This window comes from Roseateles sp. Mitsp63, assembly GCF_059491535.1.
Genome location: NZ_CP168509.1, coordinates 3,200,850 through 3,222,178, shown reverse-complemented (window position 1 = coordinate 3,222,178; position 21,329 = coordinate 3,200,850). Strand labels below are relative to the sequence as shown.

Below are 21,329 nucleotides of genomic sequence, written 5' to 3'. Positions count from 1 at the left end.
CCGGAGCCCCGCTTCGCGAAATGCGCCGTGCCGGATCACGCGGCTTCCTAGATTGCAGGCATCCAAGACTTCCGCGCCGAACCGCCATGCACGCGACGACCGATGCCCTGCCCGCTTCCACCGCGTTCGCCGTGGCCCTGGCGGCGATCACGGGCGAGCCGCCCATCGCGGCCGCGGCGGCGATCGCGGTGCGCCCGGCGCTGGACGGCGATCTCGCGGCGATCACGCGGATCTACAACGAGTCGCTGCCGCCGTTGCCCGCGCCGCTGCCCAGCGTGGACGCGCGCGCGGGCTGCCGGCCGCTGCTCGGCAGCTGCCTGCAGCAACTGCCGGCGGACGGTCTGGCGAACTGGATGGCGTCGCATCGCGCCAATGGCCGTCCGCTGTGGGTCGCGCAGGCCGGCATGGAGGTCGTGGGATGGCTGAGCCTGCTCGGCTTCGCCGACCGGCCCGCCTGCATGCCCGCGGCCGAGGTCGCGATCTACATCGCGCGCGGCTGGCGCGGCTGCGGTGTCGGACGGCGCCTGCTGTCCCACGCGCAGGCCGAGGCGCCGCTGTGGCACATCGACCGCCTGATGGCCTTCATCTGGCACGACAACGCGGCCAGCCTGGCGCTGTTCCGCGCCGAGGGCTTCAGCGCCTGGGGCCGCCTGCCCGGCATCGTGTGGGCGGATGCGCGGAGCCGGGACATGGTGATCCTCGGACGGGCGCTGGGCGCGGATTGAGCCTGAACGGCACCGGCACCGGCCCGGCTTCGGCCTGGCGGCCATGACGCGCTACCTCGGAGGAGATGGACGATGCGCGGCGTAACAGTCCAGCCGGCAGGCCTCGAATACGATGGTCCGTTCCTCCATCGGCAAAGACCCAGCTCATGCGACGCGCCGGCATCACGATCATGCTCACCCTTGCGGTCACCACTCGTGTGAACGCGCAGGACGGCAAGCCATGACCCCGATTCAGCAATGGCACGCCACCCGCAGCCTGCGCCTGCTGCTGCAGACGCTGCGCGACATGATGGTCTCGATGGGGCCGCTGCTGCTGCTCGGCGGTGGTCTGCTGGTGGCGGCCTACTGGTGGCTGGATCCGCAGCCGCCGCGCCAGGTGCGGCTGGCCACCGGTCCGGCCGGCAGCGCCTACGCCGGCTTCGGTGAGGGTTATGCGAAGGCGCTGGCGCGCGAGCGCATCCAGGTGGAGCTGATCGGCAGCGAAGGCGCGCAGGACGATCTCGCCCATCTGCGCGCGGGCACGGCCGATGTGGGCTTCGTGCGCGGCGGCATGGCTGATCCGGTGGCCGATACGGAGGCGGGCATCGTCTCGCTGGGCAGCCTGTTCTACGAGCCGATCTGGATCTTCTATCGCCGCGATCTCGGCATCGCGCGCCGCCAGCCTGGCGGCGAACTGCAGCGCCTGACCCAGCTGCGCGGGCTGCGGGTCAATGTGGACCAGGACGGCAGCGGGGTACCGCAGATCGTCGAGAAGCTGCTGACACTGAACCAGCTGAAGCCGGCCGATCTGCGGCTGTCCAATCTGGCGCCTGACGCCGCCGGCGCGGCGCTGCGCGAGGGCCGGCTGGACGCCGCGGTGCTGATCTCGGCGCCGCAGGCCGGGCTGATCCGCGCGCTGCTGCGCGACCCGGCCATTGGGCTGATGGCTTTCGAGCAGAACGAAGCCTATTCGCGCCACCTGCCCTTCCTGTCCACCGTGACGCTGCCGCGCGGCGTGGTGGACCTGGCGGCCGATCTGCCGCCGCACGACGTGCCGCTGCTGGCCACCACCACGGCCCTGTTGGCGCGCGAGCAGACGCACCCGGCGCTGCGCCAGCTGTTCGCGCAGGCGGCCCTGGGCCAGCACAGCGAGGCTGGCTGGTTCAACGGCGCGCGCGACTTCCCCAACACCCGCACGAGCGAGCTGCCGGTCAGCGCGGAGGGTGACCGCGCGATCAACGGCACGCCGCCGGCCTGGGCGCGCTACCTGCCGTTCTGGGCCGGCAATCTGCTGGAACGCATGTGGCTGGTGGTGGGCGGCCTGCTGGTGCTGATGCTGCCGCTGTCGCGCGTGGTGCCGCCGCTGTACACCTTCCGCGTGCGCTCGCGCGTGTTCCGCTGGTATGCGCGGCTGCGCGAGGTGGAAGCGAAGCTGGAAACCGGCACGGGCGAGCGCGAGGCGTTGCTCGATGAGCTGGACGAACTGGATCGCGTCACGCACCGGATCGCGGTGCCGCTGTCGTATGCGGAAGAGCTTTATGCGCTGCGCAACAACATCTATGCGGTGCGAAAGCGCCTGCTGGCGCAGCGGTCGCGGCCGGTGGATGGGACGGACGACTGATCATCGGGGAGTGTCAGAAATTCTGTGTTTGAGGCATTCCTGGGGGGCTACACGCCGATCTTGGTGAATCGGTCAGCGTAGAGGATGGGGAATTGGTTCATGGCGTCGCGCCAGTTCTTTGCGGCTCGGCCCCATTCGGCAGTGATGTTGCGCAAGGCCAGCCAGCGCAGTTTGCTCGCCGCATCGTCGCTGGGGAAGTGACTGCGTGACTTGATGATCTTGCGCAACTGCGCGTTGATGCTCTCGATGGCGTTGGTCGTGTAGATCACCCGACGCACCTCCGGCGGCAAGGCAAAGAACGGAATCACGCGGTCCCACGCCCTGCGCCAAGCCGCGACCACGGTGGGGAATTTCTGCCCCCAGGGGCCTTTCTCGAAGGTATCGAGTTCGTCCCGCGCCGGCTCCGCGCTGGGGGCCGTGTAGATCCGCTTATGGCCGCGGCGAGTTGCTTGCGGTCCTTCCAGTTGGCGAACTCCAGGCTGTTGCGGATCAAGTGAACGATGCAGGTCTGCAGCGTGGTGGCCGGGTACACCACCTCCAGCGCCTCGGGCATGCCCTTGAGCCCGTCCGTGACCGCGATGAGGACGTCGTTGACCCCGCAGGTCTTCAGGTCGTTGAAGACCTTCATCCAGAACTTGGCACCTTCGGTTCCCTCGATCCACAGCCCCAGGATGTCGCGGGTGCCGTCCGGCAGTACGCCCAGCGCCAGGTAGACGGCCTTGTTGCGCACCACCGCGTCCTCGCGGATCTTCACGCGCAGCGCATCGCTGTCACGCGGCACGTCGATGCGCAGCGGCCCATCCTCGGTGATCACGGTCTTGCCGCTCTTGCCGTTGCGCAGGTGCTTCGTGGCCTCGGGCTTGGCCGCGCCGCTGGGGTAGTCCAGGTGGAACCTCCATCTCGGCCCCGAGCGCCCGTTCGATCAGGGCCTTCTTGAAGGCTCGTGAGGCGGCATTCACCTCCTCGCCTGTCATGGGCTGGCCCCTGACGATCTGGTCGATCAGCTCATTGGGGACCTTCGGCAGCGCCGCAGACTCCGCCGCAATTGCGGCGTTGCGCCGCTTCGTCTTGCTCACAGGCTTGTCGATTGGCATAACTGCTCCCGGGTCGGGTCATGTTATGCCTCGCACACAAAATTCAGGACAGGCCCCGTCGTTCGGAATCCACTTCTTCGTCGGGGCGTCTTTCCAAACCTCCGCGTCCCCTGTCGGTGCCAACTCTACGGGCGCGCCGCGCGCCCGGTATCCGCACGTGCCCGCAGCGCCTCGTAGAGCTGCGCCGGACCCAGCAGGATGTCCTTCAGGCCATCGCGAACGCGCTCCGAGCCCAAGGCCTGCGTGCTCATGGAATGATGGGCCTCGAATGCGTCGATGATGGCGTCCATCAGCGCCCTTCCGAGGTCGGGCGAGTTCGCGAACTGCTCCTTGCTGTTGCTGGCCGCCTGCTGCATCAGCGTGTCGTTCTCCAGCAACTTGCCTCTGAGCACGCCGTTCACGTAGACCAACTGGTCGTCGTCGCTCAGTTCGCCCTCGAACAAGCCGTTCACCTTCTGGATGATTTCCACCAGATAGGCCTGCTGCTTCTCCTGCACCGAACCGCTGCCCACCGCGTCCATCGGTGGCAGCTTGTAGCTGCCGTCGGCGTTCAGGTTCAGCGGCTGCTTGCCGGCGTTCTTCAGGGTGTGGTGGGTCAGCACGACCTTGCTCAGGTCCACAGTGTCGCGCTCGCGGCCGAAGTCCAGCAGCGGGATGAGCCGCTTGTAGAACAGGAAGCGCTTCTCGATGTCGGTGTTGCCGTAGTCGAAGATTTGCGAGAGGAAGGCATAGAGCCGCACGTAGGCGCCCATGTCGTTCTTGAACAGCACCAGGGCATCGAGTGTGTCCTTGGCCGCCTGGCTTGCCTTGCCGTCCTGTTCGGCATCGGCTGCGGCCTTGGCCTGCTGGGCTGCCTTGTAGCGCTTGAGCAGACGGTCGGCTACCGGCGCAATCGCGGCGTCCAGGACTTTCTGCGTACCGTTGGGGTCCGTGTCCACCTTGGCCACGCGCTCGACCTCGTAGTCGTCGTAGTGCCCGCTGGCATCGAGCTTGGCGCGCAGGTCATAGACCAGATGCGGGTCGGTCTTAGCTTCCAGCTCAGCCGTCTCGTAGTAGGTCTTGAAAGCCTCCAGGATGTCGTCACCGTCGTTGACGAAATCGAGGATGTAGGTTGTGTCCTTGCCGGGATGCGCGCGGTTCAGCCGTGACAGCGTCTGCACCGCCTGGATGCCGCCCAGCATCTTGTCCACGTACATGCCGCACAGCAGGGGCTGGTCGAAGCCGGTCTGGAACTTGTTGGCCACCAGCAGCAGGTGGTAGTCGGGCTCGGCGAAGGCTTCGCGGATGTCGCGGCCCTTTAGCCCAGGGTTCAGGTCTTTGCTGGTCTCCGTCACGGCCTGCGGATAGCTCTCCGGGTCGTCGACTTCGCCCGAGAACGCGACCATCACACCCAACAGGTAGTGCTGCTTCTCGATGTAGGCGCGGATGGCCTTCTGCCAGCGCACCGCCTCGCGGCGAGAGCCCACAACCACCATGGCCTTGGCGCGGCCCTGCAGCAGCGGTTGCACGTTCTCGCGGTAGTGCTCGACGACCACCTGCACCTTGGAAGCAATGTTGTACGGGTGCAGCCGTACCCATTGCATGATGCCCTTCATCGCCGCGCTACGCTCGACCTGGCTCTCGTCGTACTCCTGGCCGTTGTGGGCCAGCTTAAACGCCAGCTTGTAGCTGGTGTAGTTCTTGAGCACGTCGAGGATGAAGCCCTCTTCGATGGCCTGGCGCATCGAGTAGACATGGAAGGGCTGCGGCAGGCCGTCGGGGCCGGGTCGACCGAACAATTCCAGCGTCTTCTGTTTGGGTGTGGCGGTGAAGGCCACATAGGTCAGGCCCTTGGTCTCGCCGCCGCTGCGCGCGGCCATCTGTGCGGCCAGCAAGGCCTCGGTGTCCACCTCGCCGCCGTCCTGCAGCTCTGCCCATTCCTGTGCAGACAAGAGCTGCTTGAGCTTGGCGGCGGCCTCGCCGGTCTGCGAGCTGTGGGCCTCGTCGGCGATGACGGCGAAGCGCTTGCCCTCGGTCGTCGCCAGCTCCTGCACGGCCTGCAGGGCGAAGGGAAAAGTTTGGATGGTGCAGACGATGACCTTCTTGCCGTCCTTCAGCGCCTGCGAGAGCTGGGCGCTCTTGCTGTCCGACTCGTTGGTGATGCTGGCCACCACGCCCGTGGTGCGCTCGAAATCGAAGATGGCCTCCTGCAGTTGCGCGTCCAGCACATTGCGGTCGCTCACCACCAGCACGCTGTCGAACATCTTCTGGTGCTCGGCATCGTGCAGGTCGGCCAGGAAGTGCGCGGCCCAGGCAATCGAGTTGGTCTTGCCCGAGCCGGCCGAATGCTGGACCAAATAGCGTTGCCCCGCACCCTGGGCCAGCACATCGGCCACCAGCCGGCGCGTGGCGTCGAGCTGGTGATAGCGCGGGAAGATGACGCTCTTGAGCTGCTTCTTGTCGTCGCGTTTGCCAATGAGATAGCGATGCAGGATGTCCAGCCAGCTCTCACGCGCCCAGACCTCTTCCCACAGATAGGCCGTGGCGAAACCGGCCGGGTTCGGCGCATTGCCGGCGCCGCCGGCATTGCCGCGGTTGAAGGGCAGGAAGTGCGTCGCCGGCCCGGCCAGGCGGGTGGTCATCATCACCTCGCTCTGGCTGACCGCGAAGTGCACCAGGGCTCCGCCAGGGAAGCCCAGCAGCGGCTCTTGCACGCCCCCCTTGGGCTGCGGATGGCGGTCGAAGCGGTACTGGTCTACCGCGTCGTGCACGCTCTGCGTGAAATCGCTCTTCAGCTCGGCGGTGGCCGTCGGGATGCCGTTCAGGAGCAGCACCAGGTCCAGTTCTGCCTTGGGGTTGTTCGGCGAATGGCAGACCTGCCTCACTACGCGCAGCCGGTTGGCTGCGTAGTGGGCCTGGGTCGCTGGATTGATGGCCAGCGCCGGCTTGAACTGAGCCAGCATCAGGGACTCCTTGAGGCCGAGCAGCTCGACGCCGCGCCGCAGCACCTCCAGCGTGCCGCGCTCGTTGAGGCTCTTGCGCACGCGCTCGGCCAGCACCTGGGGCAGAGCCGCACCATGGGTCTTGTTCAGGCGCTGCCAGCTATCAGCCTGCGTGGCTTCCACCCAGGCCAGCAGGTCGGGCATGAACAGGCCGCTGGCCCGGTCGAACAGCGCCGCATCGCCCTCGGCATAAAGCCAACCGTTCGCCGCCAGGCTGGCACAGACTTCGGCTTCGAAGTGGTGTTCCTGGTGCAGGTTCATGCTTGGCCGCCCATCCAGTCAGGGTGCATCTGCGTCAGCCACTGCTCGGTGTGCGCCAGCAACTTCTTTGCCTCGTCCAGGCACGACTTCAGCGTGGCCGCAGACACCGGGTCGCCTTCGTAATCGCCCAGATTGCGCTTGCGGCGCAGGGCGTCTAGAACAATCATGTCGGCTGCCGGTACTTGCATCGTCAAGCCCAGGCTCTGGATGGCGGTTTGATGATGGCCCGGTTGGCTGGTCGATGTGCGATAGCCATTGGCCCACAAGCCCAGCATGGCGCATTGCATGATGCACTTGTAGGCGGCGTCAAAGCGGTTGTCGGCGCTGACCTGCGTCACCTGCGCATCGGCCAGATTGCGGCGCGCCGCCTCCAGCAGTTTGCGTATGGCCGCGCCCTCAGGCGTGTGGGCTTGCAGGCGCTGGATGGCCAACAAGTTTTGCAAGGTCATCGTCCGCTCCCTTCACCCACAGCTTGGGCTTGTCCAGCAACTCGCGCGCAAAGGCTTCGCCGGCCTGCGCGCGTTCCACAAATTCATGCGATGAGTACAGCACCGGGTTCACTTCCCGCTTGAGCGCGTCGTGCAGCGGATACAGCGCCTGCACCAATTCGCCAAAGCCCACCTCACCCAATACCAGCAGGTCCACATCGCTCCCCGCAGTCTCCGCGCCGCGGGCAACGGAGCCGAACACCAGCGCGAGTTCAATCCGCGCCTCTAGCGGAGCCAGTGCCTCGCGCAGCATCGGAACCACGCCGTGCGTCTTGCGGAACATCGCCGCCAGGTCCTCGAACAGCGGGTGGCCCACGCTGGCTTGGTAATGCACCTGATTGCCCTGCTCGCCCCGCAGCAACAGCCCCACCTGCGTGAGCTTGTCCAGTTCGCGCGCCAAGGTGCCAGCATGGCTGCCCGTCAGCCGCGCCAGCTCGCGCAGATGAAAGCTCACCCGCGGCTGGAGCAGCAGCAAGGCCAGCACCCGCTGGCGCGCTGCGGGGAACAGCAAGTCCATCAAGGATGTGTTGCTCATTGGGCGACGATTGTTGCCTAAAAGGCGACTTTTTGAAAGCCCGCGCGGCGCCCCTGCCGGCTGCCCCATGCGCAATTCGCGAATTGCGAATCAGCCGCCAAGTGCGCTCGCAAGTCGCCCGTCTGGCCGATGTAGACCTGCGGGCGGCTACCGTGCTCGGGCGTAGCGACCAAGTGGCAGACCGCGACGTGCGCGCTCTCGGGCATCCTGAAGAACTCGGGCAGCAGCTTGCGCTGCACCTCGATGACCTGGACGATGCGTCTGGTGATTTCGGCCACCCGCATGCCCGTGGGCTCGCCGCCTGGCATGAACATCTGGATGGTCTTGGGTGCGGCAGCTTTCATAGGCCCTATGCGGCGACAGCGCCGAGCACGTTGATTTGGCCGGTGACGGCGGCGGCGATGAGAGCACTGCGGCGTTCTTTTAGCAGGACGATGGCGTGCTCCGCTTGAGCTTTCAACGCGTCGAGCTTGCCTGCCTCTGGCTCGATGAAGCCTACGATGGCCCCTTGTTCTGCTGCAGGCGGTATGGGAATTCGCAGCGCAGATAGCATTTCGCAGTTCATGGCTGCCTGATTGCCCCCGCGGCCAGCTTCCCGAAGCCACTCGTACATAGCGTGGAACACATACAAGATGTACTCGCCTTTGATGCTTGGACCTGGGCAAATCGCGGCGAGGTTCTGATTGATAGTCGCTGAGATTTGCAGGATGGCCGACATGCCGCGTGTCTTGCCCTGTCCAATCATGCCAACGACAACTGTGCCGACCGGCAGCAACCTTAGCGAGCAACCTGCGAGTGCGGCTGCCGTAATGAACTCTGATGCCTCGCTGATTTTCAGTTGGTTGACTTCGCCCGATGCGAGCCACGGAATGTTCCCACCCTCCCAGTACTCCATGACCGCCCGGCTCGGAGTGGTCCCGTTCTCAACAGTAGCGTAGAGGCCGAGCTTGGCAAGTTTCCAATGCGCGGGCACTTCCCCCAACCAGGCCACGCCGGAATCCTTCATCGGCGCGTTGGGGTTGAGTCCCTTGGTGACGGCGTGGGAAATCGTGGCCTGGCGCTTTTCGGCCAGCAGGGCGATGAGCTTTTCCTGCTCGGCAATTAGCGCGTCGATTTTTGCTGTTTCGCGGTCGAGGAAGTTGGCAATGGCAGTTTGCTCACGATGCGGGGGAAACGGCAATTCGACGTTGTCCAGAGCGTACTGCCCCAATCCAACCCGCGTCAGTCCATTCGCTGCGACTGCGAACTTCGCTTTGGCGTAGACCGAGTCGAACAGCCGCTTCACGAATGCACCAGCAGTCCCGGCGCGTGGGCGAACCATGGACAAGTGGTAGCCGCAGACCACGCCCGGTAAGTCCTCCGGAACATAAGCCGCAATTGCGATGTCGTCGGCTGTCTCCGAGTCCTTAGTGACGATGGTGTCGCCCGCTCTGAGCGTGAACTTGGAAATCTGGTCTTCCGACGCTGTCGCTTCCATGAACGGCATGTCGGCGGTGATTCGGTCGTTGTAGTAGACGTCGGTGTAGTTGCAGAGTCGAACCGTGGCTTCGTCGTCCCGAGAGTGCTTATCAACATTGCTCGGAAACACCGTGCATGCGTACTTGAGCCGTTGCACCTGCCAGTGCGAAGGAACTGAGCCCAGCCAAGCTATGCCACTGTCCTTGTACTCCCCATACCTCGGAAAACTCATTCCGCCAGCTCCTCCAGCATCTTCATGATGCTGGCCGTGACGGTCTTCAGCTCTTCGTCGATAGCGTGCAGGCTGCGCGGCGGCTCGAAGACGTAGAAGTGCCGGTTGAACGGAATCTCGTAGCCGACCTTGCTCTTCTCTTCGTCAATCCAGGCGTCCGGCGCGTGCGGCAGCACCTCGCGCTCGAAGTAGGCTTGGATGTCCTCGCCCAACGGCACGTTCTCGGTGTCGCGCAGCGCGCTGTCGGCCTGGGGCTTGCCTTTTTGCTTGCCCTTGAAGCCCAGCACGACCTGACCCTGTTCGTCCCGCAGCGGACGCTCCACCGTGATGGTGGTGTAGCCGAAGTCCTGGTTCTTGAAGATGCGCGAGATGGGCACGCGCCTGAGCTTGCCGCCCTCGGGTGCGGCAGGCAGGTTGTCGGTGCCCGTGACCAGCTGCGGCTCGCCCTGGACCTGGCCGGCAGCGTCGAACCCCGTGACCAGCTCAGCCTCGGTGAAGTCGCCGAACAGGCGCGTGACGGTGGCGATGTGCGCCTCGCTCATTTCCTTGCGCTTTGAACCGAGGCTCTTGCGCATCTTCTGCCAGAAGCTGCAGGCGTCGATGAGCTGCACGAAGCCCTTGCGGTCGGCCGGCTTCTTGTTGGACAGAATCCACACGTAGGTGGCGATGCCGGTGTTGTAGAACATGTCGGAGGGCAGGCCGACGATGGCCTCCACCAGGTCGTTCTCCAGCACATAGCGGCGGATTTCGCTCTCGCCGCTGCCGGCGCCGCCCGTGAACAGAGGCGAGCCGTTGAGCACGATGCCGAAGCGGCTGCCGCCGTCCTTGGCCGGACGCATCTTGGACAGCAGGTGCATCAGGAACAGCATTGAGCCGTCGCTGACACGCGGCAGGCCGGGGCCGAAGCGCCCGTCGAAGCCCTTCTGTTCGTGCTCCCGGCGCACGACCTTCTCGACCTTCTTCCACTCCACACCGAAGGGCGGGTTGGAGAGCATGTAGTCGAACTTGGTGTGGGCGTGGCCGTCGTCGCTGAGCGTGTTGCCGACGACGATGTTCTCGACCGGCTGGCCCTTGATGAGCATGTCGGCCTTGCAGATGGCGTAGCTCTCGTCGTTGAGCTCCTGGCCGAACATCGTCAAGCGGGCCTGCGGGTTGTGCTCCAGCAGATACTCGCCCGCCACCGACAGCATGCCGCCGGTGCCGGCCGTCGGGTCGTAGATGGTCCGGACCACGGCGTTGCCGGGCGTGAGCACGTCGTCGTCTTCGATGAAGAGCAGGTCCACCATTAGGCGGATGACCTCGCGGGGCGTGAAGTGCTCCCCGGCCGTTTCATTGCTGATTTCGGCGAACTTGCGAATCAGTTCCTCGAACACTGCGCCCATACGGGCGTTGTCGACGGCCTCGGGATGCAGGTCGATATTGGCGAACTTCTCGACGACGAGATAGAGCAGGTTGGCTTTGGCCAAGCGTTCGACCTGCGTGTAGAAGTCGAAGCGCTCGAAAATATCGCGCGCAGCCGGCGAGAAGGCCTGCACGTAGGCATACAGGTTCTGCCGGATGTGGTCCTGGTCGCCCAGCAGGGTGACTAGGTCAAGGGCCGAGCTGTTGTAGAAGTTCTGGCCGGACTTGCGCAGCAGAAAGGGCTCGGGGTTCAAGCCGGCCTTGAACTTGGCTTCGAACTCCTTGAGCACGGCGGGCTTGGTCGCTTCCAGCACGCAGTCCAGCCGGCGCAGCACGGTGAAGGGGAGAATGACGCGGCCGTACTCGGATTGCTTGTAGTCGCCGCGCAAAAGGTCGGCGACCGACCAGATGAAAGACGACAGCGCTTGATGGTTCATGGAGCCCCAGCTTTTATTGTTCGAGGCCGTGACCCCTGTGAAGCTACTGATTTTCTCAGCAAATAGGGTCGTGAAATCTGCGGGAGATATGGAATTCGGGGGAACTGCCTGCGGAACTGAGCCCGGACAAACTCAGTTCGGGGCAGATTTCCGTATTGCGCAACCCGGACATCGCCCATGTGCTGTATCTGCAAGGCTTGATGGAGAAACTGGGCCGTGGCGGCATGCTGATCGCCAAGGCCTTTGCGGATGACGGGTTGCCGCCCCCCGAGTGGCACAGTGACGCCTCAGGTGTGACGCTGACACTGCGCACCACGGAAGTCGCCACGGAAGTCGCCACGGAAGTGACCAGGGTGGTGGATGCCCTGGAGGGCGAATTCTCCCGGCAAGCGCTTCAGCATGCGATGGGCTTGAAAAACGGTGAGCACTTCCGGAAGCACTACCTTCAGCCAGCCCTGGCAGCCGGGTTAGTCGAGATGACCCTGCCAGACAAGCCGACCAGCCGCATGCAGCGCTACCGCTTGACGGTCCAGGGCCAGCGCCTACGCCGGCAGCACGCCAAGCCGTGAGCGAATACAAGTCGCCTACACGTCCTGCAACAGCTGAATTGAGAAGCCCCGCGTCGCACTAGCCTCCCGACCGGTGCCAACGGCGCCGTCGACCCCATGGCTTCAAGCGAAGCGCAGCTCAGTCTCTTCACCCACCACGCTCGAGAAGCGCAAGGCATGTTGCGCCGGATCCTTGAAGTTGATCCACAGCTCGGCCCGGTGCTCCCCGTGGGTCCAGGCGAGTCGAAGCTCGTCGTCACCCCCGCCGAGCATCTCGAACTGGCCGCCGAAGGCCGGATGCACGTTGCGCAGTTCAATCAACCGCAACAGCTGCTGGACCACATCGCTGCGCAGATGCTCATCGATCTCGGCCCGCGTGTAGTGATGGCGGTTGATGTCCCGCCCGACGCCGGTGCGCTGCAGCAGCGCCAGATCGTTGCGGCCCGCCAGCAGGCCGACGTAGTACACCTGCGGAATGCCGGGCAGGAAGAACTGGACCGCGCGCGCCAGCAGGTAGTCGCGCTCGTTGCCGCCCAGCGCGTCGAAGAAGGTGCAGTTGACCTGGTACAGGTCGAGGTTGGAGGCCGCCGCGCCGGTGGCCAGCCGGCTCTCGCCCTTGCTGTTGCGGTGGATCCATTCGACCAGCGCATCCAGCTCTTCCGGCGGCACCAGTCCCGGCGATCCGGCGCGGTCGGCGGCATCCGCGCCAATGTCGATGATGCCGATGCCGTCATGCGTGTCCAGCACCGTCAGCGCATTGCGAGGCCGCATGTCCACCCACTGCTTCAAGGGCCCGGCCGTACCGAAGGCGAAGGCATGCAGCACCAGCGGCGGCAGCGCGAAGTCGTACACCCAGTCGACCTGGCGCGCGATCTCGATCTGCCGGCGGTAGTAGCTGTGCACCTCCACCAGCACCTCGATGCCCAGCGCCCGCGCCTTCGCGCTGAAGGCGGCGATGAAGTCGAAGGTCTCCGGCATCATGAAACACGAGCGCCCCGCCCGCTTGATCGCATACCCCGCCGCATCCAGCCGGATGCTGCGGATGCCGGCCGAGGCGAAGCGGCGCAGGATCGCGTCCAGATAGGCCTCGCCGCTCGGATGCTCGACGTCGATGTCGATCTGCTGCGGCGTGAACGTGGTCCAGAAGAGGCGCCGCGCATCGCCCGCCGGCAGCATCGTCAGCGGCAGGCCGGGACGCGGGCGGTAGACCGCCGTCAGCAGCGCCTCGTTCGCGCCGTCGGGGAACACGGCGTCCAGCGTCAGGAACAGCCCCGCATGCTCGGACGCCTCGCCGCGCGCCTGGTAGTCCAGGAACTGCGGCGACTGCGAGGACATGTGATTCACGATCACGTCGGCCATCACGTCCAGCCCGGTCTGCGGCGCCGCCAGCGCCGCCAGGTCCGACCAGTCGCCCAGGCGCGGATCCACCCGCGTGTGATCGATCGGATCGAAGCCCGCGTCCGCCCCGTCGATCGGATGGAAGAACGGCAGCAGGTGCACGCCGCCGAAGCGGCCGCGCAGCGGATTGCCCTCGCCTTGCGTCAGCAGCGCCTGCAGCGCGCGCAGGTCCCCGCCGCCCAGGCGGTCGACATAGGTGATGAGTTGGACTTGGTTCTTCATGGACGGTCGAGGGTGACGGGGGGCGGAAGCGACGGCGCGCGCGCGGGCGCCTTCACCCGTAGCGTCGCCAGCGCGGCCAGCAGCATCAGCGTGCCGGCCAGGCGCAGCACATTGGCGGGATCGCCGTGCAGCACCGTGTCGTAGAGCAAAGGCAGCGTGAGCATCTGCAGCAGCATCGGGATCACGATGAACATGTTGAAGATGCCCATGTAGACGCCAGCCCGCGCCGGGGGAATGCAGCCGGCCAGCATCACGTAGGGGTTGCCCATCATGCTGGCCCAGGCCACGCCGATGCCCAGCATCGGCACGAACAGCCAGGCGCGCTCGCGCACCAGCGGCAGGCTCCACATCGCGATGCCGGCGGCCACCAGGCAGGCCGCATGCACCCGCCGCGCGCCCAGGCGGCGCGTCAGGGGCAGCATGGCCAGCGCGGCGAGGAAGGCGACGAAGTTGTAGAAGCCGCCGATCTGCCCGTTCAGCAGGCCCGCCTCGCGGAACCCGGCCGAGGACGCGTCGCCCGTGCCGAACAGCGAGCGCGCCAGGCTCGGCACGATGTAGATCCAGTAGCACATCATGGCGTACCACTGGCACAGCTTCATCCACCACAGCCGGCGCATCGTCTCGGGCATCTCGCGCAGCGCCGAGACGATCTCGCCGACGATCGCGCCCGGCGTGCGCGGCTGGGCACGCAGCGCGTCGAGTTCGCCCGGCGTCATCGGCAGCTCCGGCACGCGGCGCACCGACCACCACACCGTCGTGAACGACAGCAGCGCGCCCAGCCCGAAGGCCACCGTCGTCGTCTGCGGGATGTGGTTGCCGCCGACCGCGTCGCGGCTCATGCCCATCGCCACCAGCAGCGACGGCGTCAGGTAGGCCAGCGTCTGCGCCAGGCCGGTGAAGGCGCTCTGGATCATGAAGCCGGGCACGTGCTGCGACTCGTCCAGCCGGTCGCTGACATAGGCGCGGTAGGGCTCCATCGTCACGTTGTTGGCCGCGTCGAGGATCCACAGCAGGCCCGCGGCGAACCACAGCGCCGGGCTCATCGGCATCAGCAGCAGCCCCAGGCTGCACAGCAGCGCGCCGAACAGGAAGTACGGCGTGCGCCGGCCCCAACGCGTCACCGTGCGGTCGCTGACCGCGCCGATCAGCGGCTGCACCAGCAGCCCCGTCACCGGGCCGGCCAGCCACAGCAGCGGCAGCGTGGCCTCGTCGGCGCCGAGGTACTTGTAGATCGGGCTCATGTTGCTCTGCTGCAGACCAAAGCTGAACTGGATCCCGAGGAACCCGACGTTCATGTTGACGATCTGCGCCAGGCTCAGCCGCGGCTTCATGTCGTTCATGTCCGCTCCGGCGCGGCCAGCTTCAGAACCGGCCGCTCGGGCTGCGGTGTTGGATTGTGCATGCGGGCCTCAGAAGTCGATCTTCAGCGTGGCGCGCAACGTGCGGCCATTGAGCGCCCGGGCCGCATGGCCGTCACCCTCGATCTCGGTGTAGGCCAGCTTGTCGAACAGGTTGTTGGCCGACAGACCCAGCATGACCTTCTCCGTCAGCGCGTAGTTCACGAAGGCATTGACCACGGCATAGGCTTTCATCGTGATGGTGTTGGCATCGTCGCCGTAGGACTTGCCCGAGCCCACCACCGCCGCGCCCAGTTCGAGGTCGCCGGCGGTGTACGACGGCGCCAGCTGCCACACCAGGGCGGCCTGCCGGCGCGGCTTGTTGCCCACCAGCGCCGGGTCGCTGGCGCTCCGGATGCGGGCATGGGTCCAGGTCGCGCCGGCGGTCAGCCGCCATGGGCCACTCGCGTAGGCGCCTTCCAGCTCCAGGCCGCGGGCGCGGTAGCGGTTGGCGGTGAAGGTCCGGGTCGTGACCTCGTAGTTGCTCTCGTTGGTGCGGGCATCGAAGGCGGTGACGAACAGGCTCAGGCCGGACTTGTCGCGCCACTTCAGGCCGAGCTCGGTCTGGTCGATCTCGTTGATCGCCACCGGCACGGAGCCATCCAGCGGATTGCCGTAGAGCAGGCGATCGGCGGAGAAGGCCACGCCGTTGCTGACGCGCCCGAACACCGCCAGGTCGCTGCTGGCCGCGTAGTTCACCCCGCCCGAATAGGAGGTGTGGGAGACCTTGTAGTCCACGTCCTGGCGCGACGCGGGATCCCAGCCGCGCGTCTGGGCGTTGCCGGCCAGCGTGTAGCCGCTGGCCCGCTGGCCATCCCGGCGAACGCTCAGGTCGACATTAACCGGGCCGCCCTCCCAGGCGAGCGCCAGGTACGGGGAGGTCTGCGTGTACTGCACGTCGAAGGTCCGTGCGCAGCAGCCGCCCCAGGTGTCCCAGCCGCTGCTCACCGGCAGCGCCGAGGGCTGGCCCGCGGCATCGACCACGCGCGCGCCGTTGTTGCTGAAGCTCAGGTTGTACTGGTTCCAGAACCAGGTCTGCGCCACCTGCTGCACGCCGTTGAACAGGCCGCCGAGCACCGTCGCCGATCCTCCGGCCAGCTCGAACTTGCGGCTCAGCTTCAGGTCGTTGAAGGTGTTGCCCAGGTCGTCCAGCGAGGTGTTGAACAGCGTGCCCGTGAAGAAGGCGTTGCTGCCGTTGTTGCCGTTGTCCGCGGGGAACAGCGCCATGAAGCGGCCCGAGTTGCTGGTGCGGCGGAAGCGGTCCTCCAGCGTCCAGCCCCGGCCCAGGTCCAGGCTGGTCTCCAGCCCGATGGCCAAGCTCTTGACCCGCAGCCCGTCGCGCGTGCTCGTGGTGACGGGATTGCCGTTCCTGTCGACGCTGGTGTCGGCCGGCAGGCCCGAGGTCAGGAAGAAGGCCTGGCGCGGATCGATGCCGGCGACGGTCCGGATCTGGCCGTCGACGACCCGCACCGGCACCGGCATCAGCGAGGGCGTGCGGTCGTCCAGCGCCTTGAGGTTGAGCCGCAGATAGCCGGCATCGAAGGTCTGGGTGACGTTGGCCTTGATCTGCCCGCCCTGCTCCAGGGTGCGGCCGGTGGGACGGCCGCCTTCGCCCTGGCGCTGGAAGCCGCCGATGTGGAAGCTGGTGCCACGCCCCAGCGAGCCGCCGTAGTCGGCCTCCAGGCGCCACAGGCGGTGGTCGAGGCCGCCCGTCAGCGCCATCGATCCGCCCTGCTCGCCTTTGCCGGTCTTGCTGATGAAGTTGATCAGGCCGCCCGGTGAATTGCTGGCCAGCGTCGAGGCCGAACCGCCGCGCACCACCTCCAGCCGATCGATGTTGACGTCGGCGCGCAGGAACTGGTCGGCGGTGCCGAAGGCGATGTCGCCGAACAGCAGCACCGGCAGGCCATCCTCCTGGATCTGCACGTAGCGCGAGCCGCCGGCCGACAGCGGCACGCCGCGCACGGTGATGTTGGCATTGCCCTCGCCACCGGAGGACTCGGCGCGCAGGCCCGGCACCGCGCGCAGCAGCTCCGCCGCGTTGGTCGCGCCGGTCTTGGCGATCTGCTCGCTGCCCATCGAGCTGATGGACAGGCTCTGCTTCATCTTGCTGGTCTTGGTCGAGGCGCCGGTCACGACGACCTGATTCAGCGACAGCGCATCGGACGGCGCGTTCTGAGGAGCCGCGGCGCCGGCGGGCTCGCTGGCCGAAGCGGCGGCAGGCGAGGCCTCGGGCGGGGCCGTCTGGCTCCAGGCGGCGGGAAATGCCAGCGCGAGGGCGATCGCCAGCGGCAGCCGGCGCAAGGGCGTGGAAGGACGCATGTCGGTGTCTCCGGATCGTTGTGCCGCGCCGGCCTCGACATGGGCCGACGGGGATCACCGCACTGATGGCGGCGTGCATGCATTGTGGTCGACCAATCTCTTCATTGCAATCGATTGCAATGCAGCGAAAACCCTAAGTCTCGACCCTGGAAATCATCTTGTACGTCCAAAGACAACGGCATATTGGCGCGAGAGCACACCGTTCGCCTGATCAAGAGACAAAAGAAAATGCAATCGGTTGCAATCAAGCCTGCGACGCGCTGTGACGTGAAAGCCGGCGTTTGAGCCTCAGCCCGGCGCGCGCTGGGAACTGTCGCGAACGACGAGGTGGACCGGCAGCGTCAGCGGCGCGACGCGCTCGCCGGCGAGCATCTGCATCAGCGCATCGACCAGGGCCTCGGCGGCCTCGGCCACCGGCTGATGCACGGTGGTCAGCGCGGGCGTGCCATAGGCGGCGAGCGCCATGTCGTCGTAGCCGGTGACGGACACGTCCCCCGGCACCGAGCGTCCCGCCGCGCGCAGCGCGCGCACCGCCTCCAGGGCCAGCAGGTCGGAACAGGCCATCACCGCGTCGACCTCCCGGTGCGCGGTAAAGAAGGCCTCGATCGGCGCCCGCGCGGCGGCCGGCGCGAAGGAGACCGGCAGTTCCAGCGCCGGTTCGGGCGCGAGGCCGGCGTCGCGCAGCGCCTGCCAGTACCCCTGCCGGCGGTGCAGCACCTCGGGCAGCTGGGCATCGCCGAGGAAGGCGATGCGGCGGCGGCCGGCCTCGATCAGGTGCCGCGTGGCGATCAGCCCGCCCGCATGGTTGTCGCCCCCGACGGTGCAGTAGAGCTGCTGCGGCAGCTCCGCGCCCCAGACGACCACCGGCATGTGCCGCGCGGCCAGCTCGTTGAGCTGATCGTGGTGACGCCACTGGCCGATCAGCAGCAGCCCGCAGGCCTTGCCCATCTCGACGCCGCGCACGGCCTGGTCCAGATGGTCCGCATCGACGCGCGACAGCAGCATGTCGAAGCCGCGCGCGGTCAGCACGTCGGCGATCGCGCCGACGATGGTCAGGAAGAAGGGATCGGAGATGTGCTGGCGCGAGTCGCGGTCATAGGGCACGACCACCGCGACGGTGCGGTTCTCCTGCAACCGGAAGCTCTTGGCGCCGAGGTTGATGGTGTAGTTCAGCGACTTGGCCAGTTCCTCGACCCGCCGGCGAGTCTCCGCGTTGACGAGCGGACTGCCATTGAGGCAGCGCGAGACCGTCGAGACGGACACGCCGGCCATCCGCGCGATGTCCGCCATCTGCAAGCGCCGCCGGTCGGCAGCCTCCCTCTCATCCGATTTCATGAACGCGACCTTCTCGAGCGAATCGGCGCGAGTTTCGCAGATGGCTAGCCCACCCGATAAAGCCCCGCGCCGTGCGCCGGCAGCGTCCGCGCGAACCGGTCCGAGGCCTCGCCGAGCGGCCGTCTCGCCCACAGGTCGCGCGCCGGCTGCGCGCCCTCGAGCGCCAGATCCCGCAACGCGATGGAGACCTCCCTCGCCTTCTCGCCAGGATTGAAAAGCGCGACATAGCGCCCCTTCCCGTCCGCTGGCCGCGCGGACCAGATCCGCACGCCGTCCTCGACGAAATGGGGCCGGTTGTCCGAGCTGGCCTGGTCCACGGCCAGCACTTCGGGATTGGTCAGCAGCGCCAGCGTCGGCTCGTCCAGGTGCCTCAGATCACCGCCCATGATCAGCGGCGAACGCGTGATCGCCCACAGCGTCATCAGCGTGCGCTGCTCATCGGGCGTGAACTTGGTGTCCCGCTCGCCCAGCGCCAGGCGCCCCAGCGGCAGCATGTCCGGATCCGGCCAGGCGCCCGGCCGGCGCCATGGGTTCCAGTTCTCCAGCCGCGTGAACTGCGCCTCCAGCATCTTCCAGTCGTCCCAGAAGTCGTCCGAGATGCGCCACATCTGCGCATGCTCGCGGACATGCTCGCCGCGGATCACCGGCGTCTCGCCCGGCGACAGGCTCAGCACCATCGGCCGCTTCGTGCGCACGATCGCGCGATGCGCCGCCTCGATCTCCGCCGCGTGCGCGTCATACGGGCGGCTCATGTCGTCCATCTTGACGAAGTCCACGCCCCACGACGCATACAGCGCGAAGACGCTGTCGTAGTACGCCTGCGCCCCCGGCTTGCGCATGTCCACGCCGTACATGTCGGGATTCCATGAGCACACGCTCGCCGTGTCGGCGATGTCGGCGGCCCGGTACGACGTGCCCAGGATCGGCAGGTTGCGCTTGACGGCCAGGCGCGGGATGCCGCGCATCAGGTGGATGCCGAACTTCAGGCCCATGGCATGCACGTCGGCCGCGAGTGCGGCGAAGCCCTTGCCGCCGGCGCTGGACGGGAAGCGGTTCTCGGCCGGGATCAGCCGGCCGTGGCCGTCCATCGCCGGCTCCGGGTTGGCGGCATAGGTGTAGCTCGATGCCCCGGGCTCATACCACTGGATGTCGATGGTGAAGACGTTGTAGCCGGCCGGCAGCAGCTTGTCGGCCATGATGCGGGCGGTCTCGCGGGCCTGCTCCTCGTTGATCGTGGTGGCGAAGCTGTTCCAGCTGTTCCATCCCATCGGCGGCGTGGGAGCGAGCACGTCCGCCGCCACCCCACTCGATCCGGCTGTTGCGGCCATTGCGGCCGTGGTGGCCGTGGTGGCCACACCGGCCGTTGCGGCCATGCCGGCCAAGCCCGTGCGGATCACCGCGCGACGACTGATCATTCCTGTCTCCGTGAGTTCTGCTTGTATGGCGCCGCCAGGCAATGCCTGGCACCGCGGCCATGCCGTCCATGCTCAGCGCCGGAGGCGGCAGGAAACTATCACGGGGCGTCGCGGCGTTCGTCCGGCACCGCGATCACAATTTGCCGCCCATCGATATCCAAGCCGATATCAGTGTCCCGGGCCGACGGCCGCGTCGAGCACGGGCCTGAGCGCCGCATGCGCCCCGACCGCGCTGCCGATCGCCACGGCCGTGCGCGGATCCACGCCGCGGTCGCCTTCCGACATCGTGCGCACGGCCGGGGGAGCCGCGGCGGCCGCATCCGCCGGCACGGCCTTGATGCCCTGCACCAGCGATTCGCGGGACGCCGCCATCCGCGCGCGCTGGCCCGCGTCAGCAGCCGGCTCGGCCGTCCCTCGCAGCTGCTTCGCGAAGAACAGCGGCACCTTGTGCGCCGTGGGATGCTCGCCGCCGCTGGCCTTCATCAGTTGTTCCAGCGCCCGCGCGCCATCGTCCGGGCGCGACGCCACCAGCGCCCTCAACTGCCCGGCGTCCGGCACGGTGAGGGTCGCCACCGACTGGCGCATCGCCATCACGCCGCCGACGACGCCGCCCGCCGCCGCCTCGGCCCCGAGGCCCAGCCCCGCCTGCCCGGCCAAGCCCAGCGGCGTGGCCATCGCGGCCACGCGCGCGCGATTCGCGGCGTCGTCCGACAGCGCCGCGAGCTTCGTGTTGCTGGCGCTGCCGAGATCGGCGATCTCCGCCTGCCGGGCCGGCACCGATGCGCGAAGCCGGTCGCCCGATCCGGGCACCAGCGCATTCATGTCCCGCACGATCTGGTCCGGCACCACGGCCCTGGCGTCGATGGCATCGAACTGACGGGGCAGCCGGTCGATCAGCGGTCCCACGAGCTTCCTGCTCAGCACCTCGCCGGTCTGTCCCGCGGCCAGACGCGCGAACAAGGATCCCGATGCCGAGGCCGCCACGCGATCCACCTCCGCCGCGGTGGTGGCCATGGCCTGGCGCAGCACCGAGTGGACCAGCGGCACCGTCCGGTCCAGCCAGGTGGCCGAGCCCTTCCCGTACGCCACGGCCGCCGCATGGGCGTCCAACTGCGCGGCGCCCTGCGCCAGGTCGCTCCGCAGCGCCGATTGCAGCGGCGCGCTGGACACCACCGGCCGCACGAACTGCTTCACCGCCTTGATGCTGGTGGCGAGCGCGCTGCCGATCATCGACACATTCGGCAAGGCGAGGTCCTTCGCCGCGCTCATGACCGAGGGCAGGCTGACGCGGCGCGCCGTCGACGCGGCCGGCTCCGCGGCGGCGGCCGGCGGACGCTGGCGAAGTCCCTCGGGGGTCTCGAGCGTCTGCGGTCGCGCCGGCTCCGGCGACGCCGATGAACGCTGGCCATCGACGGCGCCCGTGCCCGCCGCCAGCCCATGCGAGACGCGGTGGATGCCGCCGGCGCTCATCGCAAGCCCC

15 protein-coding genes and 1 pseudogene are annotated in these 21,329 nt (G+C 67.1%); 3 read left to right on the top strand and 13 right to left on the bottom strand.

Going from position 1 to position 21,329, the window contains the following annotated elements; translation table 11 throughout:
- The first annotated feature begins 86 nt into the window (after positions 1-86).
- Both ACEN96_RS14270 and ACEN96_RS14265 read left to right on the top strand, forming a co-directional pair.
- Positions 87-725 (top strand): GNAT family N-acetyltransferase, encoded by a 639-nt coding sequence (locus tag ACEN96_RS14270; protein ID WP_495583752.1) that lies wholly within the window; start codon positions 87-89, stop codon positions 723-725.
- Positions 726-945: 220 nt separating this feature from the next.
- Positions 946-2,325, top strand: a complete 1,380-nt coding sequence (locus ACEN96_RS14265) for a TAXI family TRAP transporter solute-binding subunit (RefSeq protein WP_495583751.1) — start codon at positions 946-948, stop codon at positions 2,323-2,325.
- Positions 2,326-2,372: 47 nt separating this feature from the next.
- Here ACEN96_RS14265 and ACEN96_RS14260 read toward each other — a convergent pair.
- From ACEN96_RS14260 to ACEN96_RS14230, 7 genes and pseudogenes are all read right to left on the bottom strand, one after another.
- Positions 2,373-3,419, bottom strand: a pseudogene (locus tag ACEN96_RS14260) (IS256 family transposase).
- A 125-nt stretch (positions 3,420-3,544) separates the two neighbouring features.
- Complete coding sequence (locus ACEN96_RS14255; protein WP_495583750.1) at positions 3,545-6,661, bottom strand: type I restriction endonuclease subunit R; 3,117 nt, start codon at positions 6,659-6,661, stop codon at positions 3,545-3,547.
- Positions 6,658-7,110 carry a DNA-binding protein gene (locus ACEN96_RS14250; protein ID WP_495583749.1) on the bottom strand — a complete coding sequence of 151 codons (453 nt, stop codon included), beginning with the start codon at positions 7,108-7,110 and terminating at the stop codon, positions 6,658-6,660. Before ACEN96_RS14250 ends, ACEN96_RS14255 begins: the two co-directional genes overlap by 4 nt.
- Positions 7,058-7,684, bottom strand: a complete 627-nt coding sequence (locus tag ACEN96_RS14245; RefSeq protein ID WP_495583748.1) for a nucleotidyltransferase domain-containing protein — start codon at positions 7,682-7,684, stop codon at positions 7,058-7,060. The genes ACEN96_RS14250 and ACEN96_RS14245 overlap by 53 nt, the downstream gene beginning before the upstream one ends.
- 17 nt (positions 7,685-7,701) lie before the next feature.
- Positions 7,702-8,028, bottom strand: coding sequence for a hypothetical protein (locus ACEN96_RS14240; protein ID WP_495583747.1), 327 nt, complete (start codon positions 8,026-8,028; stop codon positions 7,702-7,704).
- Between the two features lie 5 nt (positions 8,029-8,033).
- A complete protein-coding gene (locus ACEN96_RS14235) occupies positions 8,034-9,374 on the bottom strand; it encodes a restriction endonuclease subunit S (protein WP_495583746.1) in 1,341 nt (446 codons plus the stop codon).
- Positions 9,371-11,212, bottom strand: coding sequence for a type I restriction-modification system subunit M (locus tag ACEN96_RS14230; protein ID WP_495583745.1), 1,842 nt, complete (start codon positions 11,210-11,212; stop codon positions 9,371-9,373). The genes ACEN96_RS14235 and ACEN96_RS14230 overlap by 4 nt, the downstream gene beginning before the upstream one ends.
- 77 nt (positions 11,213-11,289) lie before the next feature.
- Here ACEN96_RS14230 and ACEN96_RS14225 point away from each other — a divergent pair, with 77 nt between their 5' ends.
- Entirely contained in the window at positions 11,290-11,781 is a 492-nt protein-coding gene (locus ACEN96_RS14225; RefSeq protein WP_495588612.1) for a Fic family protein, read from the top strand.
- 102 nt (positions 11,782-11,883) lie between these two features.
- Here ACEN96_RS14225 and gtfA read toward each other — a convergent pair whose 3' ends face one another.
- The 6 genes from gtfA to ACEN96_RS14195 form a co-directional block, all read right to left on the bottom strand.
- Positions 11,884-13,380: a sucrose phosphorylase gene (gene gtfA / locus ACEN96_RS14220; RefSeq protein WP_495583744.1), complete on the bottom strand. Its 1,497-nt coding sequence runs from the start codon at positions 13,378-13,380 to the stop codon at positions 11,884-11,886.
- Positions 13,377-14,720 (bottom strand): MFS transporter, encoded by a 1,344-nt coding sequence (locus tag ACEN96_RS14215; RefSeq protein ID WP_495583743.1) that lies wholly within the window; start codon positions 14,718-14,720, stop codon positions 13,377-13,379. Before ACEN96_RS14215 ends, gtfA begins: the two co-directional genes overlap by 4 nt.
- A gap of 69 nt (positions 14,721-14,789) precedes the next feature.
- On the bottom strand, positions 14,790-17,099 hold the full coding sequence (locus tag ACEN96_RS14210) for a TonB-dependent receptor (RefSeq protein ID WP_495583742.1): 2,310 nt from the start codon (positions 17,097-17,099) through the stop codon (positions 14,790-14,792).
- Between the two features lie 288 nt (positions 17,100-17,387).
- Entirely contained in the window at positions 17,388-18,434 is a 1,047-nt protein-coding gene (locus tag ACEN96_RS14205) for a LacI family DNA-binding transcriptional regulator (protein ID WP_495583741.1), read from the bottom strand.
- Between the two features lie 44 nt (positions 18,435-18,478).
- Positions 18,479-19,849: a glycoside hydrolase family 27 protein gene (locus ACEN96_RS14200; protein WP_495583740.1), complete on the bottom strand. Its 1,371-nt coding sequence runs from the start codon at positions 19,847-19,849 to the stop codon at positions 18,479-18,481.
- Positions 19,850-20,017: 168 nt separating this feature from the next.
- Complete coding sequence (locus ACEN96_RS14195) at positions 20,018-21,319, bottom strand: hypothetical protein (RefSeq protein ID WP_495583739.1); 1,302 nt, start codon at positions 21,317-21,319, stop codon at positions 20,018-20,020.
- Between the last annotated feature and the right edge of the window lie 10 nt (positions 21,320-21,329).

Excerpts from the sequence above, each read along its gene's own strand:
- ACEN96_RS14270 (WP_495583752.1), top strand. The coding sequence starts at position 87 with ATGCACGCGACGACCGATGCCCTGCCCGCTTCCACCGCGTTCGCCGTG.
- ACEN96_RS14265 (WP_495583751.1), top strand. The coding sequence starts at position 946 with ATGACCCCGATTCAGCAATGGCACGCCACCCGCAGCCTGCGCCTGCTG.
- ACEN96_RS14255 (WP_495583750.1), bottom strand. The coding sequence starts at position 6,661 with ATGAACCTGCACCAGGAACACCACTTCGAAGCCGAAGTCTGTGCCAGC.
- ACEN96_RS14250 (WP_495583749.1), bottom strand. The coding sequence starts at position 7,110 with ATGACCTTGCAAAACTTGTTGGCCATCCAGCGCCTGCAAGCCCACACG.
- ACEN96_RS14245 (WP_495583748.1), bottom strand. The coding sequence starts at position 7,684 with ATGAGCAACACATCCTTGATGGACTTGCTGTTCCCCGCAGCGCGCCAG.
- ACEN96_RS14240 (WP_495583747.1), bottom strand. The coding sequence starts at position 8,028 with ATGAAAGCTGCCGCACCCAAGACCATCCAGATGTTCATGCCAGGCGGC.
- ACEN96_RS14235 (WP_495583746.1), bottom strand. The coding sequence starts at position 9,374 with ATGAGTTTTCCGAGGTATGGGGAGTACAAGGACAGTGGCATAGCTTGG.
- ACEN96_RS14230 (WP_495583745.1), bottom strand. The coding sequence starts at position 11,212 with ATGAACCATCAAGCGCTGTCGTCTTTCATCTGGTCGGTCGCCGACCTT.
- gtfA (WP_495583744.1), bottom strand. The coding sequence starts at position 13,380 with ATGAAGAACCAAGTCCAACTCATCACCTATGTCGACCGCCTGGGCGGC.
- ACEN96_RS14215 (WP_495583743.1), bottom strand. The coding sequence starts at position 14,720 with ATGAACGACATGAAGCCGCGGCTGAGCCTGGCGCAGATCGTCAACATG.
- ACEN96_RS14210 (WP_495583742.1), bottom strand. The coding sequence starts at position 17,099 with ATGCGTCCTTCCACGCCCTTGCGCCGGCTGCCGCTGGCGATCGCCCTC.
- ACEN96_RS14205 (WP_495583741.1), bottom strand. The coding sequence starts at position 18,434 with ATGAAATCGGATGAGAGGGAGGCTGCCGACCGGCGGCGCTTGCAGATG.
- ACEN96_RS14200 (WP_495583740.1), bottom strand. The coding sequence starts at position 19,849 with ATGATCAGTCGTCGCGCGGTGATCCGCACGGGCTTGGCCGGCATGGCC.
- ACEN96_RS14195 (WP_495583739.1), bottom strand. The coding sequence starts at position 21,319 with ATGAGCGCCGGCGGCATCCACCGCGTCTCGCATGGGCTGGCGGCGGGC.